Origin of the sequence: Novosphingobium sp. KN65.2 (assembly GCF_001368935.1) — a bacterium.
GTDB lineage: Bacteria > Pseudomonadota > Alphaproteobacteria > Sphingomonadales > Sphingomonadaceae > Novosphingobium > Novosphingobium mathurense.
The window spans coordinates 68,008-90,492 of the sequence record NZ_CCBH010000152.1 but is presented as its reverse complement, the minus strand read 5'-3'; the positions used below and the strand labels follow the sequence as shown (position 1 = coordinate 90,492).

The window sequence follows — 22,485 nt, the reverse complement described above, 5'->3', positions numbered from 1 at the left end:
CGCCGGCGCGGTAGTGGGCGGCTGCCGTCGGCCCAACTGAACTGCGGGCGAATGGCAAGTTTTCAGGCTTTTGATCTGGAAGACGCTTTTCCGGCTCCGCCAACGAAGCGAGCGTATAACGCAACGGCCATTCACAGCCGCACAGAGGGTGTTCTTGACCTGGACCGATCAATCGAATCTGTCATGTCCTCGTGTGAGTGAACCCGAGATGGATATGGTCCGTGCGGCGTGATACCCGCTATTCCCATCCTCGATAACATACCGGATGGGATAAAAGATGGCCGACCTGAAACTTGAAACGATGACCGTGCATGCCGGGTGCGAACCCGATCCGACAACCAATGCCCGGATCACTCCCATCTACCAGACGGCTAGCTATGTGTTCGACAGTGCCGAACATGCCGCGGATCTGTTCGCGCTGAAGCAGTTCGGTAACATCTATTCGCGGATCATGAATCCCACAAACGACGTGCTGGAGAAGAAGATCGCAGCACTTGAGGGAGGTGTCGGCGCGCTCGGCGTGGCAAGCGGCCACGCGGCGCAGTTGGTGGCGTTTCACACCTTGATGGAACCGGGTTGCAATATCGTCGCCGCGCGCAGGCTGTATGGCGGTTCGCTCAACCAGATGGGCGAAGCGTTCCGTAAGTTCGGCTGGGAAACCCGCTTCGTCGATGTAGACGATCCTGAGAATGTCCGCGCCGCGATCGACGAAAAGACTCGCTGCGTCTTCATCGAGAGCCTTGCCAACCCCGGCGGCGTAGTGACCGACATCGCGGCCATTGCAGACATCGCCCATGAAGGCGGCGTTCCCCTGATCGTCGACAATACGATGGCCAGCCCGATGCTGTGTCGCCCATTCGAGCATGGGGCCGACATAGTAACCCACTCGACGACCAAGTTCCTCAACGGGCATGGCAATTCCGTCGGCGGCGTGATCGTCGATTCCGGGCGTTTCGACTGGAAGGCGCAAGCGCACAAGTTTCCCAGCCTGACGCAGCCGAACGGTTCATATCACGGAGCGGTCCTTGTCGATGCGCTGGAGCCGGTCGGTCCCATTGCTTTCATCATCGCCTGCCGCGTTCTTGGCTTGCGTGACTTGGGGCCGGCCATGGCACCGCAGAACGCATGGCTTGCGCTCACCGGCATGGAGACGCTGGCACTGCGTATGGAGCGACATTGTGACAACGCACTGGCGGTCGCAAAATGGCTCGAACAGCACGAAAAGATCGAATGGGTTTCCTATGCCGGGCTTGAGGGCAATCGTTACAAGCCCCTTGCCGACAAATACCTCGGCGGCAGGGGAGGGGCGGTCTTCACCTTCGGGGTGAAAGGCGGATTTGAGGCGGGCGTGAAGCTGGTTTCCAGTGTCAAGCTGTTCAGCCACCTTGCCAATATCGGCGATACGCGCTCGCTCATCATCCACCCCGCCTCGACCACGCACAGCCAGCTTGAAGGTGACGAACTCATTGCTGCCGGGGCGGGCCCGGACGTCGTGCGTATATCGGTTGGCATCGAGCATATCGACGACATCATTGCAGACCTCGAAACGGGGCTGAGCAGTATCTGATTTTCACGCCGGCAATTCTTCTGGCTGACAGGACGGTGCAAACCGGCCTGTCAGCGCGGAGCCGTGGCCGTCAACGACCGCGGCGTCGGCGCAGTCGGTGCTACCATCCGCGCCGGGCATCGAGCGCGATTCCGGCAAGGTTCTGCTCGCGCTTGATCCAACGGATTCTTCCGGGCCGATATTGCTCAATAAGTGAAAGGAACGCGGCTGCATGGTCCGACCGAGCTTGCCCGGTCGACGCCGCGAAGTTGGCCTGCCGGGTCACGTCCAGGGAATCGCCGACAAATTCGACATTCCGCTCTCCGAGTTCTTGAGCCAATTTGATCGCGAAGAGCAAGGCCAGCCATTCAGCGTCCGTGTTGGACCCCGTTCCCAAATCGTCGAAGAACTGCGCCTGACCGCGCACTACCACTGCGGCTTCCATAAAGCCCGGGTTGGGGCGACAACCACCGTCGAAGAATACCTTGAGCCTGCGTTTCATGATTGCAGCGTATCATCCCATCGGCGCGCGCGACACCTGCCAAGGATGCATGGCACCGCGTTTCCGGGACCACCCCCTTTGCCGAAGCCTCCTTTCGCGGCCGTTTGGTCAGCGCCAGCGGTTAGCCCAAAGCTCGATATCTGAATGACCTGAAGGCAACCTTTCCCTGACCGGAAGCGAACAGCGCCGGTCTCAGGCTGAGCAGATTGTCGACCGTATTCGCATTGTAACCGGATACGTAGGTCCGCACGGCGTGGCGGGTCCAGGCCTTGCCGTCGAGACTGTAGTAGAAGGTGACGACCTGGTCCCGGTTGGAGATGCGCATGTGCATGTGCCGCACGGCGGGCGCAGGCTCGGGCCAGTAGGACGCCTTGCCGCCGCGATAGGTCGTCATCCGCTGGCCGTCGATGCCCATGCCAAGAAACAGGCGATCGTCGAAGAAGAGCAGAAGGCCGCCCTGCACCTCGCCGGTAAGCTCCAGTTCGACCTCGATCTCGTAGGCGCGGTCGCCCACCTGCTGCGTAAGCGGCGAACTGTCGGCAGGCCCCGTGCCCTTGCCCGCAAGGGTCAGCTGGCCGTCCGCCACGACGACCCGCGCCACCTCGTCGGGTGCGCTGGCGTAGAGGCTCCAGAGCCGGCCCAGCGCAGTAACCCGGAAGGAGTCCGAGTGCGCCATGCCGTGCGTCTGCGCCAGACCGGCGGGCTTGCGCAGCGGCTGCGATAGGTCTCCTCCGGCTGCGCGGAACCAGCCGTCCGGCGTCCATTCGATCGGCTCGAGCAATGTCTGCCGCCCAAGCGTCTGATACCCGTTCTCGTAGCCGTGGTAGACCATGAACCAGCGTCCGTCGGGGCCTTCGACGCATGTCGCGTGGCCGCGCGACCACCACAGTTCGTCCGCCGAGCGCGTCCGAACGATCGGGTTGTGCGGGCAATGCTCCCAGGGGCCGTTGACCGATCTCGAGCGCGCGACGACGATCATGTGTCCGGTGGCCGGTCCGCTGGTCCCGCCGACGGCGTTGACGAGATAGAACCAGGCGCCGCGACGGAACAGCTTGGGTCCCTCGGGCGACCAGGCTTCGGTGATCCAGTCGTCGGGATAGCGCCAGGCCTCGTAGGCCGTCTCGACCGGTCCCGCCGTTGCAAGACCGTCAGGCGTGAGGCGGACGCGCTTGCCGTCGTTGAAGAACAGGTAGCGGTGGCCGTCCTCGCCGACAACGTGACCCGGATCGATCAACCCGCCGATGCCCAGATCGATGGGGTCACTCCACGGCCCTTCCATGGAAGGCGCGTGGATGACGTAGATGTTCGCGAAGCTGGCAAGCGGCGGCGACCAGGGCGCCTTCATGAAGGGAATGTAGATGAAATAGCGGTCGCCGTGCTTCGCGATGTCTACGGCGAAGACCGTGCCCAGCGGCCTTGCCAGCGCGGGGCCGAGCGGGCGCCAGTTCACCAGATCGCGCGAATGCCAGATCAGCAGACCCGGCGCTGCGTCGAACGACGAATGCGTCATGTAGTAGTCTTCGCCGTCCTTGAGCACCGACGGGTCGGGATAGTCTCCGGCAAGCACCGGGTTGAGGAACCGGCCGTCGCCGAGGTCGGCCTTGCGCTGGCCTTCGATGCCTCGAGGCCACTTGGGGCCTGAAGCCTTGCATGTATCGCCTGCGGGATCGGGTCCGGCGGCCTCTACGCGACTGGCACCTGACACCAGGACAGTGCCGGCAAGCGCAAGTTTGATTGCATCGCGGCGAGACTCCATTCATCCCTCCAATTATTAGAATTTGTCTTCCAGTAACGGGAGGGGTGAGGGTTGCAAGCCGCTTCATGGATATTCACCGATGCGCGTCGCAATGTTCAGGGCGAATCGGTTGGCTTGTCCAGCGAATGCAGCGTCTGGATGGTCGCCTTTATTCTGCCAGATCATTGCCGAAATGAATGGTCGGCCGCGATTGACGCTCGCGCACCGTTTTTCTAAGCGCGCTCACTTGAACAACCCACGGGGTGTCCTGGCGCTGTCAGGGCTGAGAGGTGGATCGCGGCGCATTCCGGCGTCCAGTCCGCAAACCCGCGAACCTGATCCGGTTCATGCCGGCGGAGGAATAGGGACAATGCGACGCCAAGCCACACGTTCGTCTGCCATTTTCACGGTGCTCGGCGCCGGCCTCTCCATGGGCATGCTCGCCCCTGCGCACGCTGAGGAAGCGGCCAGCGAAGACCCTATCGTCGTCACTGCACGCGGTCGGCCCGAGGCGCAGATCGCAGTGCCCGATACCGTGACCGTGTTCACGCAGGACGACATCGTCCGCCGCAAGCTGACCACCATCGACGAGTTCGTCGCCGCGACGCCCGGCGTGTTCATGATCAACGATCAGGACCCCGGCACCAACATGATAACGGTGCGCGGCGTTTCGACCAACCGCAACCAGTCGCCGTCGATCGCCTACGTGGTGGACGGCCTGGCGCTTGCCGATTCCGAGCTTTTTACCCTGCGCACGTACGATGTCGCGCGCGTCGAAATCCTGAAAGGCCCGCAGGGCGCGCTCTTCGGACGCTCGGCATCGGGCGGCGCTGTGAACATCGCCACCAACGACCCCTCCGACGTTGCGGGCGGCATGGCCTCGCTCGGGATGGGCAATGGCTTTACCTGGACGGCGGACGGCGTGGTCAACGCGCCGGTTTCGGACAGGGTGCAACTGCGCCTCGCGGGCTCCTATCGCAACAGCGACGGCTTCATTCGCAACAGCTACCTCGACAGGAAGGTCGACGGCTTCATCAGCCGCAACCTGCGCCTGAAAGCCAACATTGCAACCTCCGAAACGAGCACGCTCAAGCTGCGGATCGGGTGGGCGAACGAGGAAGGCGGCGCGGCCTACATCTCGTCCGAGAACGTCACGGGCCGCAACGGCGGGCGGCTTTCCGGTGCGATCCTTACCGATCCGCAGGGCGATTTCGAGGGCCGTGCATCGCGTGAGTGGTGGGGTGCCCAGGCGACCTTCGAGCAGGAACTGGGCGATGCCCTGATGCTCACATGGTCGGGTGGTTACGACAGCTACCACAAGGACTTCGTCGAGGAACTGGATTTTCGCCACGATACTCCCGTTACGCTGGGCGGCGTGCCGCTGTTCCCGAACGGTATCCAGCCCATCTCGCAGCCGGTCGACATCGAGGCATGGACCAGCGAACTGCGCCTGACATCGCAAGGGGCCGGGCCCCTGCGCTGGCACGCGGGCTTCTTCTTCCAGCGTCTCGAACGCGACCGGACCGATGATTTCGGCCCGCTCCTTTTCGGTGCCGAGCCGCAGCGCGCCGAGACCCGCTCCAACCAGATCGGCCTCTTCGCTCAGGCCAGCTACGACGTGCTGCCCTCGCTCGAGGCAACGCTGGGCCTTCGTTACGACCGCGACCGCCGCAAGGAAGACACCGTCGGCACCGATACCGCGACAATCTACGCCCGCCGCGCGAAGACATTCGACAAGTGGCAGCCCAAGGTCTCGCTGGCCTGGCACCCGACGCAGGACTTCACCGCCTATGTCACCGGCAGCGTCGGCTTCAAGGCGGGCGGCTTCAACCCGCTTCCCGGCGCCTCGGACATCTGGACCGCCAACTTTGCGGCGGAAACCGTCAAGTCGCTGGAAGCGGGCGTCAAGGGGCGCCTCGCCGGCGGGCGCGTGCGCTTGGCGCTGGCGGGCTTCGTCACCGACTACAGCAATTTCCAGAACACCGTCTTCCTCGGCAATTCGGTGGTGCTCTCGGTGCCCAAGGTGGACGTCCACGGGTTGGAAGCTTCGGCGCAGGCCGAACTCGGCCTCGGCTTCCGCCTCGATGGTGCCGCGGCATGGACGCACAGCCGCGTCGGTCGCTACACCACGCCCAATCCCACGCCCGAACCCGGCGAACCGGCGACGATCGACCTTACCGGCAATCGCACGCCCAATGCCCCCGACTGGACGCTGAACGGGGGGATCGGCTGGCAGGGCGATGCCGGACCCACCAAGGTCGACGCGCGCCTCAGCGTCGCGTACGTCTCGCGCGTGGACTTCGAGATCGACAATATCCTGCATACGCCCGGATATGCTTCGGTCGACGGCAGGGTCGGCGTCGACTTCGGTCCGTGGAGCCTTGAGGTCTGGGCGAAGAACCTCTTTGACAAGCGATGGGCGATCTCCGCGTTCGGCCAGCAGCAGTTGCCGCTGCTCCTTGGCCTTGGTCCCGACGGCCCGTTCGACAGCTTCACGATCAACTCCGGCCGCCAGTTCGGCGTCGGCGCCACCCACCGTTTCTGAGGGAAGGACGAGCCCATGAGCTTCTGCGACACGATCTGGCAGGACGTGACCCCGCTGCGCCGCGCGATCCTTGCCCAGCCTTTCCTTGCGGAACTGGCCGACGGTTCGCTTCCGCCCGAAAGCTTCCGGCACTACATGCTGCAGGACAGCCTCTACCTCGCCGAATATGCCCGCGTGCTGGCGATCGCCTCCGCCCGCGCGCCGACGGCTGCCGGACGGCTCGAATTTTCGGATGGCGCCAAGGTCGCGGTGCAGGTGGAAGAGGCGCTGCATCAGGCCTTCTTCGCGCAGTTCGGCGTCACTCCAGAAATGGCGCGCGAGGCCGAGGCGACGCCCGCCTGCCTTGGCTACACCGGCTACCTCGCCAGCCTTGCCGCGACGCGCAGCTACGAGGAACTGATCGCGGGCGTCCTGCCCTGCTTCTGGGTCTACTGGGAAGTCGGCTGCGACATCAAGCCGCGTGCCGCCTCGCCCAATCCCTACGCCGCCTGGATCGACACTTACGCGGCCCCCTCCTTCGGCGAGGCCACAGCCCGCGTGCGCGCGCTGGTGGACGAGGCCGCCGCCAACGCCACCCCGGCGACCCGCGCTGCAATGGAAACGGCCTTTCGTATCGCCACGCGCTATGAATGGATGTTCTGGGATTCCGCCTACCGGCGCGAGACCTGGCCGATCTGAGCGGCTCTGATGAACGTCGGCTTCGAATTGGCGCCGACGTTCATCTGCTTGCCCCTAAGCAAGCATCAATTGCCCACCTGAGCTTCATCGGCAGCCTCGGCCCGGCGTAGCTGCATAATGCGCCGGCGTGCGCGGATCGCGCCTGCATCTGTCTCCAGAATGGCTGGACGTGCATCCCAGAAATCGCGTGTGCCAAGCGATTGTTGCGCCGCTTCGATCATCGGCTCGTCCTCTTCGATAAAGACTTTCCGCGCGAGGACTTCTGCCTCGCGAGTGGCTTCATGATCGTAGAAGTAGTGGCTGCTCGTTGAGGTCTCGGGCGTGATGATGTGCGGATTGACCATTTCCGGCACTACCATGTCCCGCCGTTCTGTACCCGTTCGCGACAGGCCGACGGTGAGCGCCATCGCTGCAGGGGCGTGCCAGCGCATGTATAACCACTGGTCAACTCGCGCACCGTCAGCGACCATCGGCGCGGCCCATGCCGGGGCCGGGACAGCTTCCATGTCCCAGTTGTTCCAGATTGCGCCGCTCTCGTCGGTCACCACCGATTGACGGCCAGCGAAGATCGAACCGTTGACGCCGAAACTCTCGACATGGAGAAACTCTATGTGCGTAAGATCCATCAGGTTGTCGGTCACAAGTTCATAATGGCCCTGTATCACAAGATGGCTGCGCTGCATGCCGTCGCGGTCAACGAAACCGAAATCGGGGATGAGGCGAGCGTCGGCCTTATTCGGGTCGCCGGGCCAGAACCACAAGGCGCGATGGCGCAGAATTACCGGCATCGTTCGCGCTCTCACATGAGCTGGCGGCGGTCCCGGGAAAGGACTATGTACGCAGGTTCCAGTGCGGTCAAAGCCGAGCCCGTGATACGGGCAATGGATGACATCGGCCTCGAGTTTCCCCTTGCTGAGCGGGACGAAACGGTGCGGGCAGCTATCGGCAAGCATGGCGTACGTGCCGTCGGAGAGGCTGGCGATCAGCCATTTCTCGCCAAGCAGCGTGCGCGAAAGCATGCCGCCATCGGGAATTTCATGATCCCACGCCGCCATATACCATAAGTTGCGAACGTAATCGGCCATCGGGTTCTCCCAGTTCTTCGACATGGGAGGGGACGATGTTTTTGCATACCGCGCCGCCTCCCGAAGGATCGTCCCGAAGGACAAAGCGGCCTGCAGCATGGCAGCGCCGGGCCTGGCCCTCACGCTACCTTCCCAAGCAAAGCATGTAACATGCTTCGCTACCAGGCTTGGCAATCTGCTAACTAGAATGCCCTTTCCAGTCAAGATTCGCTGATGAATCTCGTCGGATGGTCAACGAGCTGGCGCGTGGCATAGGAGAGTGGACGGGCGGCTTGCCAGCCTATCAAAGCCTTCACCATTGGTGCGGTTCAGCCGCCGAATTACGCATCCCAGAAGCGGACTGTCCGCTTATTTCTCAGAAGATTGCACAAGTGCTTTGTGTGGATGATTTTTGATGAGCGATCTGCGCGTTCAGTAACCCATTGTTTACCATCAATTCCTACTGCCGATCCCAGATTGTGATGGGGCAATAGGGGCGAATAATGGCAACTGCTACGGGGCAGGACCTTCGGCTAGTCCGGGGCGGTGGATTTTTATGGATTGCAGAACTTGTCGTAGCGTTTGGCCTGGCCATCCCCTCCGTCGCCCAGGCCCAGTCTGTCCCCCTGACGCCCCCAGCTCGAAGCGATCTGGAGCCGGTGCCGCAGGAACAGGCTGCCCCTCGACCGCGATTGACGGTTGACGAGCGCATCGAGCGCGCGCCCTGCGCGCTGGAAGATCCGGCCTACTCCTCGATCAAGATCAGGATTGCCACAGCCACGTTTCGCAATCTGGGTCCGGTAGATGCCAGCGAACTGGCTGATACCTATGGCGATTTCGTCGGCACCGAACAGCCGATCAGCGTGGTGTGCCGGATTCGCGATGCGGCTGCGACCAAGCTTCGGAAACTGGGCTATATCGCCGCAGTTCAGGTGCCCGCCCAGCGCATCGAAGATGGTGCAGTCAATTTCGAAGTGCTCTACGCCAAGGTCACGTCGATCCGCGTGGTGGGCAAGGTCGGCCGTAATGAGCGGTTGATTGAGAACTATCTATCCAAGCTCGCCGACGGTCAGCTGTTCAACCGCTTCCAGGCCGAACGCTACCTGCTGCTGGCCCGCGACATTCCGGGCTATCAGGTGCGCCTTTCGCTCAAGCCAGCAGGCACCGGCGCGGGCGAGATGATCGGCGAAGTGCGGATCGACTACACCCCGGTCACGGTCGACTTCAGCGCGCAAAATTATGCCGGTCCCGGCACCGGCCGCTATGGCGGGCAGCTGCGGGCGGTGTTCAACGGCCTTACCGGCATGGGCGATCGCACGACGCTGTCCTTTTATTCGACGGCGCAGGTCCATGAGCAGAATATCCTGCAGGCGGGTCATGAAATGGCGCTGGGCGGAAATGGCCTGCGGATCGGTGGGCGCGTAACCTATGCCTGGACCCGACCCGATTTGGGGCCTGCCGTCCCCGACGTTTCGGCGCGTACGCTGTTTGCGAACGTCGAGGCGATCTACCCCTTCCTTCGCAAGCAGGCGGTTACCATCCGCGCTGCCGCCGGTCTGGATTTCGTCAACCAGAAAGTCGATTTCGGTGGCATCCCCCTCAGCGAAGATCGTCTGCGGGTGGGCTATGTGCGGCTCGACCTGGACGCGATCGATCTCAAGGGCATGGGGCCGGGCGGCTCGATCCTCTGGAAATTCAACGGATCGCTGGAGGCGCGCAAGGGTCTCTCCATCTTCGGTGCCAGCCCTGATTGCATGACCCAGCAGGCGACCTGCCTTGCGACCGGCTTCGTTCCGCCCAGCCTGATCGGCGGCGATCCCAATGCCTCCGTTTTCCGCTTCAACGCCAATCTCGAACTGCATCCGCTGCGCCGTTTCGCCGTGACATTCTCGCCGCGCGCGCAGGTCAGCACCGCAGGGCTGTTCTCCTTCGATCGCTTTTCCATGGGCAATTACACGGTCGGGCGGGGCTTCGATCCGGGCACTGTGACCGGCGACGATGGCATTGGTATCCAGACTGAGCTGCGGCATGAAGGTTTCCGGCTCAATCCGCGCAGCAATGTGGAATTTCAGCCCTATCTGTTTCTCGACAATGGCTGGACCTGGGACCGTTCATCGCCGACGGGCGGCGCGCAGCCGCTGCATTCTCTGGGCGGTGGCCTGCGAAGCCGTGTCGGCGGCCGTGCGCGTCTCGACCTTGCCGTCGCCTTCCCCCTGACGACCCTACCCGGCGAGACGGGACGCCGCGATCCGCGCTTCCTTGTCACCTATTCGATGAATCTTTTGCCCTGGAGCACCCGCTGATGCGCCCCCGTTCGTCTCTCTCCCTACTGCGTAACGCCTCGCTCGTCGCGCTGCTCGCGGCGATGCCGCAGGTGGTCTGGGCGCAGGCCTTTCAGGGCACCGGTACGGTCGATTTCGGCAGCGCGACCATCGATTCTTCGGTCGCAGGCGTCGACAATATTACCGTCGACTCCGCGCACACAACGATCACCTGGACGCCCACCGACACCGGAACGGGCGGCGGCGCGATCAACTTCCTGGCCAGTGGTGACACGGTCAATTTCGCGGCGAACGGTGCGCTGGGCAGCAACTATGTCGTGCTGAATCGCATCGTGCCCGTCGACCAAACGCGTGCGGTGCGGCTTGACGGCAACATCACCAGCGACGCGGCCGGCAGCGTGTGGTTCTACAGTCCCGGAGGCCTGCTGGTGGGCAGCACGGCGCGGATCGATGTCGGCAGCCTGTTGCTCACGACGGGCGATCCGGTGGTCGACGGCACGGGCGATTTCATGCCTACTGCCGGTCAGTTCAGCATCGGTCCGCAGTCAGGCAGCACATCGGCCATTGTGGTCGAGGCCGGGGTCGAGGTGCGCTCTGAAAACGTAGGGCAGAACAATTATATCGTCGCTGTCGCACCGCGCATCCAGCAGGACGGCCTGCTGAGCGCGCGCGGTTCCGTGGCGCTGGTCGCGGCGGAAAGCGCCGACTTCGCGATTGATAACACTGGGCTTTTCAACATCAGTGTTACGAGCGGATCCGGGGTTTCGACCAACACCTTTACCCATACAGGTTCTACCGGCGGTCCTGATATCGCCGGGGTCGGTGAGACGCGCCGGGTCTATATGGTGGCGGTTCCCAAGAACAACGCGATCACGATGGCGATCGAATCGAGCGGTTCGATCGGCTTCGACGTCGCAGGCGCGGCCAGCCTTGACGGCAACACCATCGTTTTGTCGGCCGGGCACAATATCGCCGACAGCGGCTCGGGCAATCCGATTGCCGTGGGTCCGGCAAGTTCGGGCACGGCGGACATCAGCATCGCCCGGGGCAGCTATACTTCGAACGGCTATGTCAGCGCGGTCGGCAACGTCACTGTTACCGACATGACCGCAGGCGGGACGCCCGACATAAGCTTTGCGTCCAATCTTTCGATCCACGCCAACAATGCCGCAATACTGCGTGCCGAACAGGGCACCATTTCGATAGGCGGCGACCTAGTGCTCGAGGCGGACGCAGGCAGTACCGGTGCGGGCAGCGCGTCGCTGGAGGCAGGTCTGGCCGGAACCGCGGTCAATATCGGTGGCAATCTTCTAGTTTCCGCCAGCGAGATCAACACAAGCAACTTCTATGCAACGGGTGGCGCAGCCCAGTTGCTGAGCGATGGCGGTCTCATCACCGTCGGCGGATCGGCAGTCGTGGCAGCCAATGCCATTGGCTTCGATACCGGCATCGGCAGCGGCGGATCGGCCAATGGCGGCTCTGCAATTGTCACGATCGGTGCGGGCGGTGGGCTGCTCGTCTCGGGTGGTTCGTTGACGGTCGACGCGTCTGCAAAGGGCGGGGCCGCCGGTGATGGCTCCGGCGATCTCGGTGGCGATGCCTATGGCGGGTTTGTGAAGGTCGAAACCACGGGCGGCACCATTGGCGTGGCAGGCACCCTTGCCATCGGCAGCAGCGCTATTGCGGGCGACGCGGGGCTGACGAACGGAACCGGCGGTGAAGCCTTGGCCTATCAAGCACCGGAACTGCTGATCCAAGGCGCGATCACGACCGGTGGTCTTTCGCTGGACGCCCGGGTAAAGGGCGGCAGTGGCAGCAGCGGCGGCAACGCCTATGCTTCATCGCCCATTTTCACCCTTAGCCCGGGAAGTATGCTGACTGTATCGGGCGACGCGCTATTCGATACCTCGGCCCATGGCGGCGACGGAGCCGTCGGAACCGGCGGCTACGCCGTAGCGGGCAACGTCAAACTCGCAGTCGGGGACAGCGCGGCGACGATCGATCTGCAATCCAATGTCGGGTTCAATGCATCGGCCATTGGCGGCAACAGCGCGAGCGCCGCCGGTGGTGCTGCGACCGGCGGAACGGTGCTTCTGGCCGCCGATGCCGGCACGTTCAAACTGGCGAGCACAGGCGGGTCGCTGGTCTTTGACACCAGCGTTCAGGCCGGAACAGGCACCATCAGCGGCGTTGCCCAGAATGGCTTTACGCTGTTCAGCGCAGCATCGAACGCCACGGCATCCCTTGGCACGGGGGGCGGCTCGCCGGGCGACATCGTCATCAACGCGCCGATTACGGTCGGCGGCAACAGCCATCTCAAGATCCTCGCCGCAGGGTCGATCGACGTGGCGGGCACGGTGACTGGCAGCGGCGCGAACGCGCACCTTACCCTGCAGGCGGATTCGGACGGCAATGCCGCCGGAACGGTTACGGCACAGTCCGGCCTGTTCAACCTGACCGGCACGGGCAACCAGATCGACATCTATTATAATCCGGCCAGTTTCGGCACCCCCACGGATTTCTCCGGCAGCGTAGTGGCCGGTAACCTGACTGCCTATCAGTTGGTCTATACCCTGGCCGACCTTCAGGGGATCAACAACTTCCTCGGCCAGAATTTCGCGCTGGGCACCGACATTGACGCTTCTGCGACCATCGGCTGGAACGGTGGCGCGGGTTTTGTGCCGCTGGGCACGGGATCGCAATATACCGGCAATTTCGATGGCCTGGGCCATGTCATCACCAACCTGACCATCAACAGGCCGGGCGTGACGCAGGTCGGTCTGTTCGCCTTGGCCGGTGGACCGGCTTCCCAGCCGGCCATTTCGATCCGCAATGTCGGCTTGATCAACGCCAGCATCATCGGCGGCGACAGTGTCGGCGGCCTGATCGGCGCAACCGCCAATTGCGGCTTCTGCGGCGCGGTCAAGGTTTCGAACAGTTTCGTGACGGGGACCGTGACCGGCCAAAGCAATGTCGGCGGCCTGATCGGCGGCACCGGCATGAATACGTTCGTCGACGGGTCCCATTCGACCGCGGCCGTGATCGGAAGCGGCAGTAGGATCGGTGGCCTGATCGGCGGGGCCTATCATGCCGTGGTCACCCGGTCATTCTCGACGGGCATCGTCTCCGGCGCGGACAACAGCACCGAAGTCGGTGGCCTGATCGGCTGGCATGACTATGGCAGCATCGATCAGTCCTATTCCAGCGGCGACGTCGTAGTGGGCGCGGGCGCGCAATTTGTCGGCGGGTTGACCGGTACCAACTGGGTTTCGGTGTCTCGCTCATACGCGCTGGGCGATGTGATTGCAGGATCGGGCAGCGACAGCATTGGCGGTTTGGTCGGGCGAAATATCGGTCCGGGTTATGGCACCATCAGCGCCAGCTACTCGACTGGCGCGGTTATCGCGCAGGGCGGAACCAATGTCGGTGGTTTCGTCGGCGACAATGCGGGCGGCGTCATCTCCAGCAGCTATTGGGACGGCTTTACCAGCGGTCTGTCGGCAGGCATTGGCGCCAACACCGGTACGATTACCAACCTGCTGTCGGTGACCGGCGACCCCAGCCAGTCGGGGGCAGGCAACTATGCCTTTGGTTCGACGGCCTATGCCAACCTGAACCCCAACGACTGGATCTGGATCAAGAACGCTACGCGGCCGATCGGCATTTGGGAACAGCCCCAGTTCCAGTCCGGCGTGGCATCGATCGGCAGCATCCATCAAATGCAACTGGTAAGCCTCGCGCTCGAACGCAATTATCGACTGTCCCATAACATCGATGCGACGGAGACTGCACGTCTGAGTGGCGTGTGGGGGCAGGACGGCTTCATCCCGCTTGGTGATGGCGAGCCACCATTTCTGGGCGTATTCGATGGTGCGGGCCATGTCATTTCCGGTCTGGCGATCAACCGGCCTTCGGAAAGCGAGGTTGGCCTGTTCCGTTATAATGCCGGCACGATCCGCGACCTTGGCCTTGTCGATGTCAATATCCTTGGCGGTCTGGGCTGGGTTGGGGCGATTGCGGGAGGCAATTCGGGAACGATCACGGGGTCCTTCGTGACTGGCGTCATCAACTCCGGCGGCTCGGACACGGGTGGTCTGGTCGGCATGAATCAGAGCACCGGGATCATTGACAATAGCTGGTCCGGAGTGAACGTCAGCGGAGGCAATTATATTGGCGGTATCGCCGGTTCCAATGATGGCAGCATATCCTTCACCTTCGCCAATGGCGTCGTGACGGGGGCTGGCGCCGGCGGTCTCGTCGGCTCCAACTCGCCATCCGGTTCGATCCTCAACAGCTATTGGGACAGCGAAGCATCGGGCGTGTCTGTGGCCTGCTCTATCGACGGCGGAACAAGCTGCGCTAACGCCGGCATGTTGACCACCGCCCAGTCGAGGCTGGCTTCCAGCTTTGCAGGCTGGTCGCTCGATACGACCGGCACCGACACTGCGATCTGGCGTATATACGACGGGCTATCGACCCCGCTGCTCAAGGCGTTCCTTCGCCCTCTGGTGGTCGGACCAACCGACACGACATTGGTCTATGACGGGACCGTGCCGCTGCTCAATGCCATCCCCCTGGGCGCGGACCTGAACCATCTGTTCGGCACGGCGGGGATCAGCGGCGCCGGGCGCAATGCAGGCAGTTATTCCGTCAGCTATTCGGGCGGGCTGTCGTCCGACCAGCTGGGCTATAATATCATTACGGCCCCCGCGGCGACTTTGACGATCACGCCAGCGGCACTGACTCTGAACGCCGTCACGGATGGACGCATCTATGATGCTACAATCCTGTCGAGCGGATCGGTCGGCATCGTCGGTCTCCAGGGCGCCGATAGCATTAGCGGCCTGACGCAGTCGTTCGACAGTGCCAATGCCGGCACGCGTACGCTGTCCGTCGATACGGGGTACACGATCAACGACGGTAACGGCGGGGGCAACTATACCGTCTCGTTCAACACGGCTTCGGGCAGCATCACCCCGGCGGCGCTGGTTCTGAGTGCTGTAAGTGATACGCGCACTTACGATGCCACGGTCGGTTCGACTGGAAGCATTGGCATCAGCGGCCTGCAGGGCGCCGATAGCATTGGCGGCCTGACGCAGTCGTTTGACAGCGCCAATGCCGGCACGCGTACGCTGTCCGTCGACACGGGGTATACGATCAACGACGGTAATGGCGGGGGCAACTATACCGTCTCGTTCAATACGGCCTCGGGCAGCATTACTCCCGCCGCCGCGACAATCACCTATACCGCGAATCCGGTCAGCAGCGCTTACGGCGATGCGCTGGCTGGGCTGACCGGCACGGAGAGCGCGAGTGGGTTGTTCGGATCAGACACGCTGGCCACGGTAACGACCGGCACCGCGGTCTATTCCACCTCTGCCAGCGCACTGAGCAACGTTGGCAATTATGCCGTTACGGGATCGGGACTGAGCGGAAATTCGGCGAACTACAGCTTCTCCTTTGTCCAGGACCCTACGAACGCCATCGCCCATTCGGTTATCGCGCGGGCGATTACAGTAAACGGCGATTTGCGCGACCGGCTCTATGGCGATGCCAACCCGATCCTGACCTATACGGTCGGCGGTGCGGGACTGGTCAATGGCGACACGCTGACCGGATCGCTCAGCACCGCGGCGGACACATTGTCGGGCGTCGGTTCCTACGCAGTGACGCAAGGCACGCTGGCTGCTTCGTCCAACTACGCGCTGACTTATGTCGATGGATCGCTGAGCGTCACGCCCCGGTCGCTCATCATTAGCGCCGACCCCGCAAGTCGCGTGCAATTCGACCCCAATCCGGCGTTGACCTACACGGTAGGCGGCGATGGTCTGGTAAATGGCGACAGCCTGGCCGGCGCGCTGACGACTACCGCGACGATCGCTTCGCCTGCAGGGTCGTATCCCATCACGCAGGGCACGCTGGCTGCTTCGTCCAACTATACTGTGACCTACACCGGCAATGACCTCACGGTTCTTCGCTGCAGCGCGGCCAATGGTTGCACCGGATCGACCGTGCCCACGATCGCAAATCAGGTGAGCAGTTCGGTGCAGCAGCAGGAACAGAGCGCGGCATCGCAGACCGAAGAGGAGCAGAAGGAACAGGCTGCGGCCGAAAGCACGGGCAATCCCAAGGTTGTGGTCAACAGCGTGATAGACACCAGGAAAGTCAGCCAGCCGCCACCGGTAGACGAGCCGGTCTCGGGAACCGGCAATTCATCCCTCTGGATTCCGGGAGACCTATGATGAAGCGTATTGTTCCATGGCTGGCTGCCACGGCATTTGCCCTTGCCCAGGGTCCTGCCCTCGCATCGCCAGTTGCCATATCGGCATCCGACAGTTTCCGCGTCGGCGATCACGGCGTGCTGTGCACCGCGCAGAGGCGCAGCGAAGACAGCCGGTTCACATCCATGTTCGATCGGGGCTATGATGTGGTCTGCCGCGACGCCGCAACGCCGGTTGCACGGCTCTATGCGCTCAAGGCTCCTGCAGGCGACCCGGCGAAGGGAACGGACAAGGACCTGTCCTGCGCCAACCCGGCGGAAGCGACGATAGCCGATCTGGGCGGCGTTGCAAAAGTCGAGTGCCGCAATAGCGCCGGCCTCAATTACACCATCTACCGCCTGCGGCGCGGCGGCGAAACGCTGAGCGCGGAAGGCCTGTCGGCCTATGACAGCGCGCTGCAGGTCGGACTGCGCGCGCTTGCCGCGGATCGCCCGGTGAGCGGTGAGATTTCCGTTGCTACCACCAATGCCGGCGACCCCGCCGCGTTTGCGCGGGTCCAAGCGGCCAGCCTCGATCCCGCTCAGGCGCTTGCTGCCGGTTATGACCGCAATATTGAAGGCAGCTACGCCGAAGCGTCGGAGTTTTTCGAGGCGCTGGTTGGCCGGGTTCGGATCAACGACAGCGAGGCCAACAAGGCGGCGGAATATTACGCCAATGCCGCCATGCAGCAGTCGAACCTGGGCCATATGGCCGAGGCGGACCGCCTTTTCGCTGACGCGGCCAAGGTTGCCGACGGGTCGGACGCCCTGTTCGGACGCTTGTTTCGCAACCTGCAGGCGATGCACAGGCTCAATCAGCTCGATGCCGAAGGCGCCCTTGTCGCTCTCGACACCGCGGTTCCGGCCATCGCTGAGGCGGCGGGATCGAGCGAACGGCTGACCGGCGGTTTCATCGACAAGCAGCTTTCGCAGCGGCTTCAGGTCGATGACGACGCCATGATCAAGCTGGGCGGAGGTGCGACCCATCTGTCCGAAACCGAACGCGGCACATTGCTGGATGCCCAATCCCATTATCTGCGCGGCGTCGCCCGGCGGATGAAGGGCGAACCTGATGCGGCCAGATCGGAATTTGCAACGGCAATGTCCGATTATGCGTCGGTACGTGGCGGGGCGGTGCGATCGATGCACTGGATGATCGCCAGCATTTTCACCGAACAGGCCCAGTTGGCAGAGGCTCAAGGCAAAGGCAGCCTGGCGGAAAGCCATTTGCGCGAGGCTCTGCGCATCTATGAGGATGATTATCCGGAATCGGCGACGGTTCTGTCCGCCAAGGCGCGGTTGGCTGCATTGCAGGCCAGGCATGGAGCCATGAGCGATGCCATCCCTGCCTATCGCCAACTGGTGAGCGATGCCGCGCACGTTCCGGGCGGCAGTGAAGCTCTGCGCGCCCTTATCAAGCCCTATTTCGAGGCGCTTGTCGCCAAGGGCGATATGCAGTCCGCCAACGACTTCTTCCTGGCCAGCCAGGCTATGGTGCGTCCGGGCGTCGCCCAGACACAGGCCGTGTTCGCGCGCGAATTGTCGGGCGGTAGCGATGAGGCATCGAGCCTGTTTCGCCAGTCGATCAGCCTGACCCGCGATATTGTCGTCACCGATGCTGAGATCGCCCGCCTTGGCGCGATTGACACGCGTACACCGGAGGAAAATCAGCTGCTTGTTGCTGCGCAGGCGCATCGCCAGCAGGTGGGCGCCGATCAGACCGCGTTGCTGGCCCAACTGGCTGCATTCCCCAAGTTTCGCGTCATGGCGAGCTCGACCCTGGAACTGGAAGGAATGCAGGCCGCGCTCAAGCCCGGCGAAGCCTATTACAAGCTGCTGATTGTGGATGAGACGGCCTATGGCATGCTCGTGCGACCCGATAACGGCCGGATTTTCAAGATCAAGGCTACCCGCGACGAGCTGGAAAAGCTGACCGATGCCATCCGCGATTCCATCGTCATCGAGGAATCGAACCAGCTCGTGACCAATCCCTTCAATCTTGTCGCCGCGCACAAAATGTATGACCTGCTCTTTGGAGCGGTGGTCGGGGAAGTTCCGTCGATCAGGCATCTGGTGTTCGAACCCGATGGGCCGCTGCTCAAGTTGCCGGCCAACGTATTGGTCATGGATCAGGCCAGCGTCGACGCCTATGTCGCGCGCCAGAAGGCCAAGAATCCGGACGAATTCGACTTCACCGGTACCGCTTGGCTGGGCCGCGACCGCATGATCTCCACAGCCGTTTCCGCACAATCGTTCATCGACGTGCGTCGCCTGCCCGCTTCCCGTGCCGCGCGGAATTATCTCGGCATGGGGCAAAACGCACCGGCAGCCAGGCTGGAATGGGCACCGCATAGCGAGCAAGGCCGCGACCCTTGCGACTGGGCCCTTTCCGTCTGGAACAAGCCAATCTCCTCGGCCGAACTCAGGCTTGCTTCGCTGCGCCTGGGCGGAATGGATAATGAGGTTGTGACGGAGGAGGGATTTTCCGACACAGCTCTGCGCGAGCGCGAGGATCTCAAGGATTTCCGCATCATCCAGTTCGCGACCCATGGCCTCGTCACCGCGCCGCGTCCTGGCTGCCCGGCGCGTCCGGCGCTGGTGACCTCCTTTGGTCAGCGGGATTCCGACGGACTTCTGAGCTTCAAGGAGATCTTCGACCTTCGGCTGGACGCTGACACGGTGATCCTCTCAGCCTGCGACACCGCTGGCGCGGCGACGGCGGCGGCGACGCGCGAAGCGGGCATTGGCACTGGCGGCAATTTCGCGCTCGACGGTCTGGTGCGCGCCTTTGTCGGCGCCGGAGCGCGATCGGTCATCGCAAGCCACTGGCCGGTGCCCGATGATTATGACGCCACCAAAAGGCTGATGTCGCTGATCTACGAGGATAGCAGTACCCGCCCGATCGGCGAGTCCATGCGCTTGTCGGAGAACCTGCTGATGGACGATCCCTTGACATCCCATCCTTATTATTGGGCAGCCTTCGCCATTGTCGGCGACGCTGCCAAGCCGCTGTCCGGCGGCGGAACCGGCCAATTGGCCGACACGCAGGGTGCTGTGAACCAGAAGGAAACCCACCAATGAGCGATCGCCAGGAGAAAGCAGCCAGAGGCTTTTCCAAAAGGCTGGGCAAGCTGGCGACGCAGATCGGCCGGACCCGCATCGCGCTATCGCTGGTCGGGCTGGTTCTGGCTGTGCTGGTTGCCAAATTCAGCTGGAACCTGCCTTTCGCCATCGATGCCGAACATGCCCTGTTCGATGCGCGGATCATCGCCACCGCTCCAACGGTGGAGCAGGACACTCGTGTCGTCATGGTCCCCTATACGGACGAGACGCTGATCCGCACGGGCAAGCGGTCGCCGCTGGACCGCACCACCCTGGCCAAGGCGCTGGCGCGGATCGACGGCATGGGGGCGAAGGGGATCGGCATCGATATCCTGATCGACCAACCGCAGAGTGACGACGACCTGCTCATCAAGACCTTCCAGTCGATGAAGACGCCGACTTTCCTCGCCCATGCCTCCATCGACACGGCGAGCGACAAGATTCTCTACGAACAGCAGCAGTTTCTGGAGAATTTCCAGAAGGAAATCGCCAAGGGCGGCAATGTCCATCCGACTAGCATCGTCATTCAGACCGATTCCGACAATGTCATGCGCAAATGGGCGGACATCATCCCAGGTGCGCCGCCGCGCATGCCCAATGCGCTCAATCCCGGCGACAAGGCCTTCGCCGATTATACCGGCAGCCTGGCCTATCGTCGCCCTGCGCTGAAGGATCAGCCGATTTTCGCGGCCATCCCCATCGACACCTTTGCCAATGACGATCTGTTCCAGTCGCCCGAGGCGTCGGCCATGTTCGCGCAGCAGATCAAGGGCAAATATGTCCTTATCGGCGGCAATATCCAGGATATCGATATTTTCCAGACCCCGCTGACCCGCGGTGCGGCCGAGGACGAAGCGAAGAATATCTGGGGGGTGGAGCTGTTCGCGCACATGCTGGCCCAGATGATGGATGGTCGGCTTCTGAAGCCGGTTCCGAACTTCGTGCTTTGGTTGGCGGCGATCGCCGCCGTCATTGCCGGCGCCTTTACCGCCTCTTTCAATCGTAAGCCGCTTGTGTCCGGTTCACTGCTCGCGGTCCAGATTGCGGCGTTGGGCGGCATTCCGTTCCTGCTCGCCGCCAATGACATCGAAACCTATGGCCTTCCCGCCTTCGGCTGGATCGTGGGCTGGCTGGCCGCCTTCATCATTGCCGGATCGGCGGCGCGAGCGCTGAGCGCCGAACAGCGCCGCTTTGCGCAGGGCGCGCTGGGCAAATATCTGCCTGCCGACATTGCCGCGGAAATCATGAAGGACCCCGATTCCCTTCAGCTTGGCGGACAGAAGCGCGAAATTTTCGTGATCTTCTCCGACCTTGAGGGCTTCACCAAACTGAGCCACGCCATCGAACCGGAAATGGTGGCGAAACTGCTCAACCGATATCTCGACATGTTGAGCGACGTGGTGCTGGCCCATGGCGGGACCATCGACAAGTTCGTCGGTGACGCCGTCGTTGCCTTCTGGGGGGCGCCGATCAGCCGCCCGGACGACGGCGAACGCGCGGTTAAGGCGGCGCTTGCCATGCATGCTGCCGGCGAGGAGTTTCGCCGGACCGTGCCCGAAGGCGTGCCGCCGATCGGCATGACCCGCGTGGGCCTGCATTATGGCGAGGCCATCGTCGGCAATTTCGGCGGCGAAGGGCGCATTCAGTATACCGCGCTGGGTGACAGCATGAACACCGCTGCGCGCCTTGAATCGGCCAACAAGCAGACCAAGTCGGCCGTGCTTGTCAGCGAGAGCGCGAAGGAGCGTTGCGGCATGGATATCTTTCGGCCGCTGGGCAATGTCGTGCTGCGCGGCCGGGCTTCGTCGATTGGCATTTTCGAACCGGTTCCCGACATGCCCGTGGCCGAGCGCAGGCAGTTCTGCGAAATAGCCGACAAGGCCATCGGCGGCTGCTCGGATGCCTTGAGCGAGCTTGAAAAGAAATCGGAAACCATAGTGGCCGACAAGGCCTTAACGCAGTTGATTTACCGACTGAAAAACCAAGAAGCTGGAGGGTATTTTGTTCTCGACTAAGAAGTTGTCGGCACTTGCAGGCGCCGTTCTCGCCTTGACCGCCGCCGATGCGGCGCTTGCCGGAACCATCGTCGTCCGTTCGTCCGGGCCCTCGGCTGCCTCCTATCCGGTGGGCAAGTCTCTCGCGGCGGATGCGAAGCTGACGCTGAAGCCCGGTGACGTGATCACCGTGCTCGATGCCAGCGGCACGCGTGTGCTTAAGGGACCCGGGCAGGTCGCGGTTACCGGTTCTGGCGCGGCGACGGGTTCGGGCCTGACCGCTCTGCTCGCCAACACCGGCGCGCGCCAGTCGCGCACCGGGGCGACCCGCAGTGCCATTGGCGGCGGTCCTGCGCGTAGCCCGAACGTCTGGTATGTCGATGCCTCGCGCGGTGGCACGCAATGCCTGGCCGACGCCAACCTGACGGCGATCTGGCGTCCGGACAACGCTACGGAGGGTTCGGCGACCCTGACCCGGGAGAGCGACGGCAAGAGCGCAGTCGTGGATTTCCGCGCAGGCCAGTCGGTTCGCGCCTGGCCGGTCGAGGAACTGCCCGTTGCCGAAGGGGCGCGTTTCAAGATCGCGCTGACGGGCGCGGCGCAGTCCGTCACAGTCAAGGTCGCCATGGTGAATCCGGCCAACGCCGATCTCGATGGTGTCGCCTCGGCGTTGCTGGCCAAGGGCTGCAATAACCAGATGGACGTTCTGGTCGAAGGTTCCAAGCAGGAAGCCGGACCGGGGCTCGCGTCGAACTGATGGTTTCTGGCCGGGTTGGGG

Annotated in this window: 12 protein-coding genes and 1 riboswitch; of the genes, 9 read left to right on the top strand and 3 right to left on the bottom strand. The window is 62.9% G+C overall.

Annotated features, from left to right (window positions below; genetic code table 11):
- Positions 1-277 precede the first annotated feature (277 nt).
- Positions 278-1,567, top strand: a complete 1,290-nt coding sequence (locus SPHV1_RS12190; protein ID WP_054946308.1) for an O-acetylhomoserine aminocarboxypropyltransferase — start codon at positions 278-280, stop codon at positions 1,565-1,567.
- A 100-nt stretch (positions 1,568-1,667) separates the two neighbouring features.
- On the opposite strand, the gene SPHV1_RS12185 is transcribed toward SPHV1_RS12190, so the two are convergent.
- On the bottom strand, positions 1,668-2,048 hold the full coding sequence (locus tag SPHV1_RS12185; RefSeq protein ID WP_176168027.1) for a ribonuclease HI: 381 nt from the start codon (positions 2,046-2,048) through the stop codon (positions 1,668-1,670).
- A gap of 121 nt (positions 2,049-2,169) precedes the next feature.
- Positions 2,170-3,804, bottom strand: coding sequence for a family 43 glycosylhydrolase (locus SPHV1_RS12180; RefSeq protein ID WP_054946306.1), 1,635 nt, complete (start codon positions 3,802-3,804; stop codon positions 2,170-2,172).
- Positions 3,805-4,032: 228 nt separating this feature from the next.
- A riboswitch (TPP riboswitch) is annotated at positions 4,033-4,162 on the top strand.
- Between SPHV1_RS12180 and SPHV1_RS12175 the strand changes: the two genes are divergently transcribed.
- Entirely contained in the window at positions 4,154-6,328 is a 2,175-nt protein-coding gene (locus SPHV1_RS12175; RefSeq protein ID WP_054946305.1) for a TonB-dependent receptor, read from the top strand. (Overlaps the previous riboswitch by 9 nt.)
- A 15-nt stretch (positions 6,329-6,343) precedes the next feature.
- The gene (gene tenA, locus SPHV1_RS12170; RefSeq protein ID WP_054946304.1) at positions 6,344-7,006 is read left to right on the top strand and encodes a thiaminase II; all 663 of its coding nucleotides are present in this window, start codon (positions 6,344-6,346) and stop codon (positions 7,004-7,006) included.
- A 65-nt stretch (positions 7,007-7,071) separates the two neighbouring features.
- Here the strand turns inward: tenA and SPHV1_RS12165 are convergent, their stop codons facing one another.
- Positions 7,072-8,091: an aromatic ring-hydroxylating dioxygenase subunit alpha gene (locus tag SPHV1_RS12165; protein ID WP_054946321.1), complete on the bottom strand. Its 1,020-nt coding sequence runs from the start codon at positions 8,089-8,091 to the stop codon at positions 7,072-7,074.
- Between the two features lie 227 nt (positions 8,092-8,318).
- On the opposite strand from SPHV1_RS12165, the gene SPHV1_RS25460 reads away from it, so the two are divergent.
- The 6 genes from SPHV1_RS25460 (at position 8,319) to SPHV1_RS12140 (ending at position 22,464) form a co-directional block, all read left to right on the top strand.
- On the top strand, positions 8,319-8,486 hold the full coding sequence (locus SPHV1_RS25460; RefSeq protein ID WP_197277716.1) for a hypothetical protein: 168 nt from the start codon (positions 8,319-8,321) through the stop codon (positions 8,484-8,486).
- Between the two features lie 276 nt (positions 8,487-8,762).
- Positions 8,763-10,373 carry a ShlB/FhaC/HecB family hemolysin secretion/activation protein gene (locus SPHV1_RS12160; protein WP_054946303.1) on the top strand — a complete coding sequence of 537 codons (1,611 nt, stop codon included), beginning with the start codon at positions 8,763-8,765 and terminating at the stop codon, positions 10,371-10,373.
- Complete coding sequence (locus SPHV1_RS12155; RefSeq protein ID WP_054946302.1) at positions 10,373-16,594, top strand: MBG domain-containing protein; 6,222 nt, start codon at positions 10,373-10,375, stop codon at positions 16,592-16,594. Before SPHV1_RS12160 ends, SPHV1_RS12155 begins: the two co-directional genes overlap by 1 nt.
- Positions 16,594-19,692 (top strand): CHAT domain-containing tetratricopeptide repeat protein, encoded by a 3,099-nt coding sequence (locus SPHV1_RS12150; RefSeq protein WP_082430984.1) that lies wholly within the window; start codon positions 16,594-16,596, stop codon positions 19,690-19,692. The genes SPHV1_RS12155 and SPHV1_RS12150 overlap by 1 nt, the downstream gene beginning before the upstream one ends.
- On the top strand, positions 19,689-21,728 hold the full coding sequence (locus SPHV1_RS12145) for an adenylate/guanylate cyclase domain-containing protein (RefSeq protein WP_054946301.1): 2,040 nt from the start codon (positions 19,689-19,691) through the stop codon (positions 21,726-21,728). The genes SPHV1_RS12150 and SPHV1_RS12145 overlap by 4 nt, the downstream gene beginning before the upstream one ends.
- Entirely contained in the window at positions 21,715-22,464 is a 750-nt protein-coding gene (locus SPHV1_RS12140; protein ID WP_054946300.1) for a hypothetical protein, read from the top strand. Before SPHV1_RS12145 ends, SPHV1_RS12140 begins: the two co-directional genes overlap by 14 nt.
- The last annotated feature ends 21 nt before the right edge of the window (positions 22,465-22,485 follow it).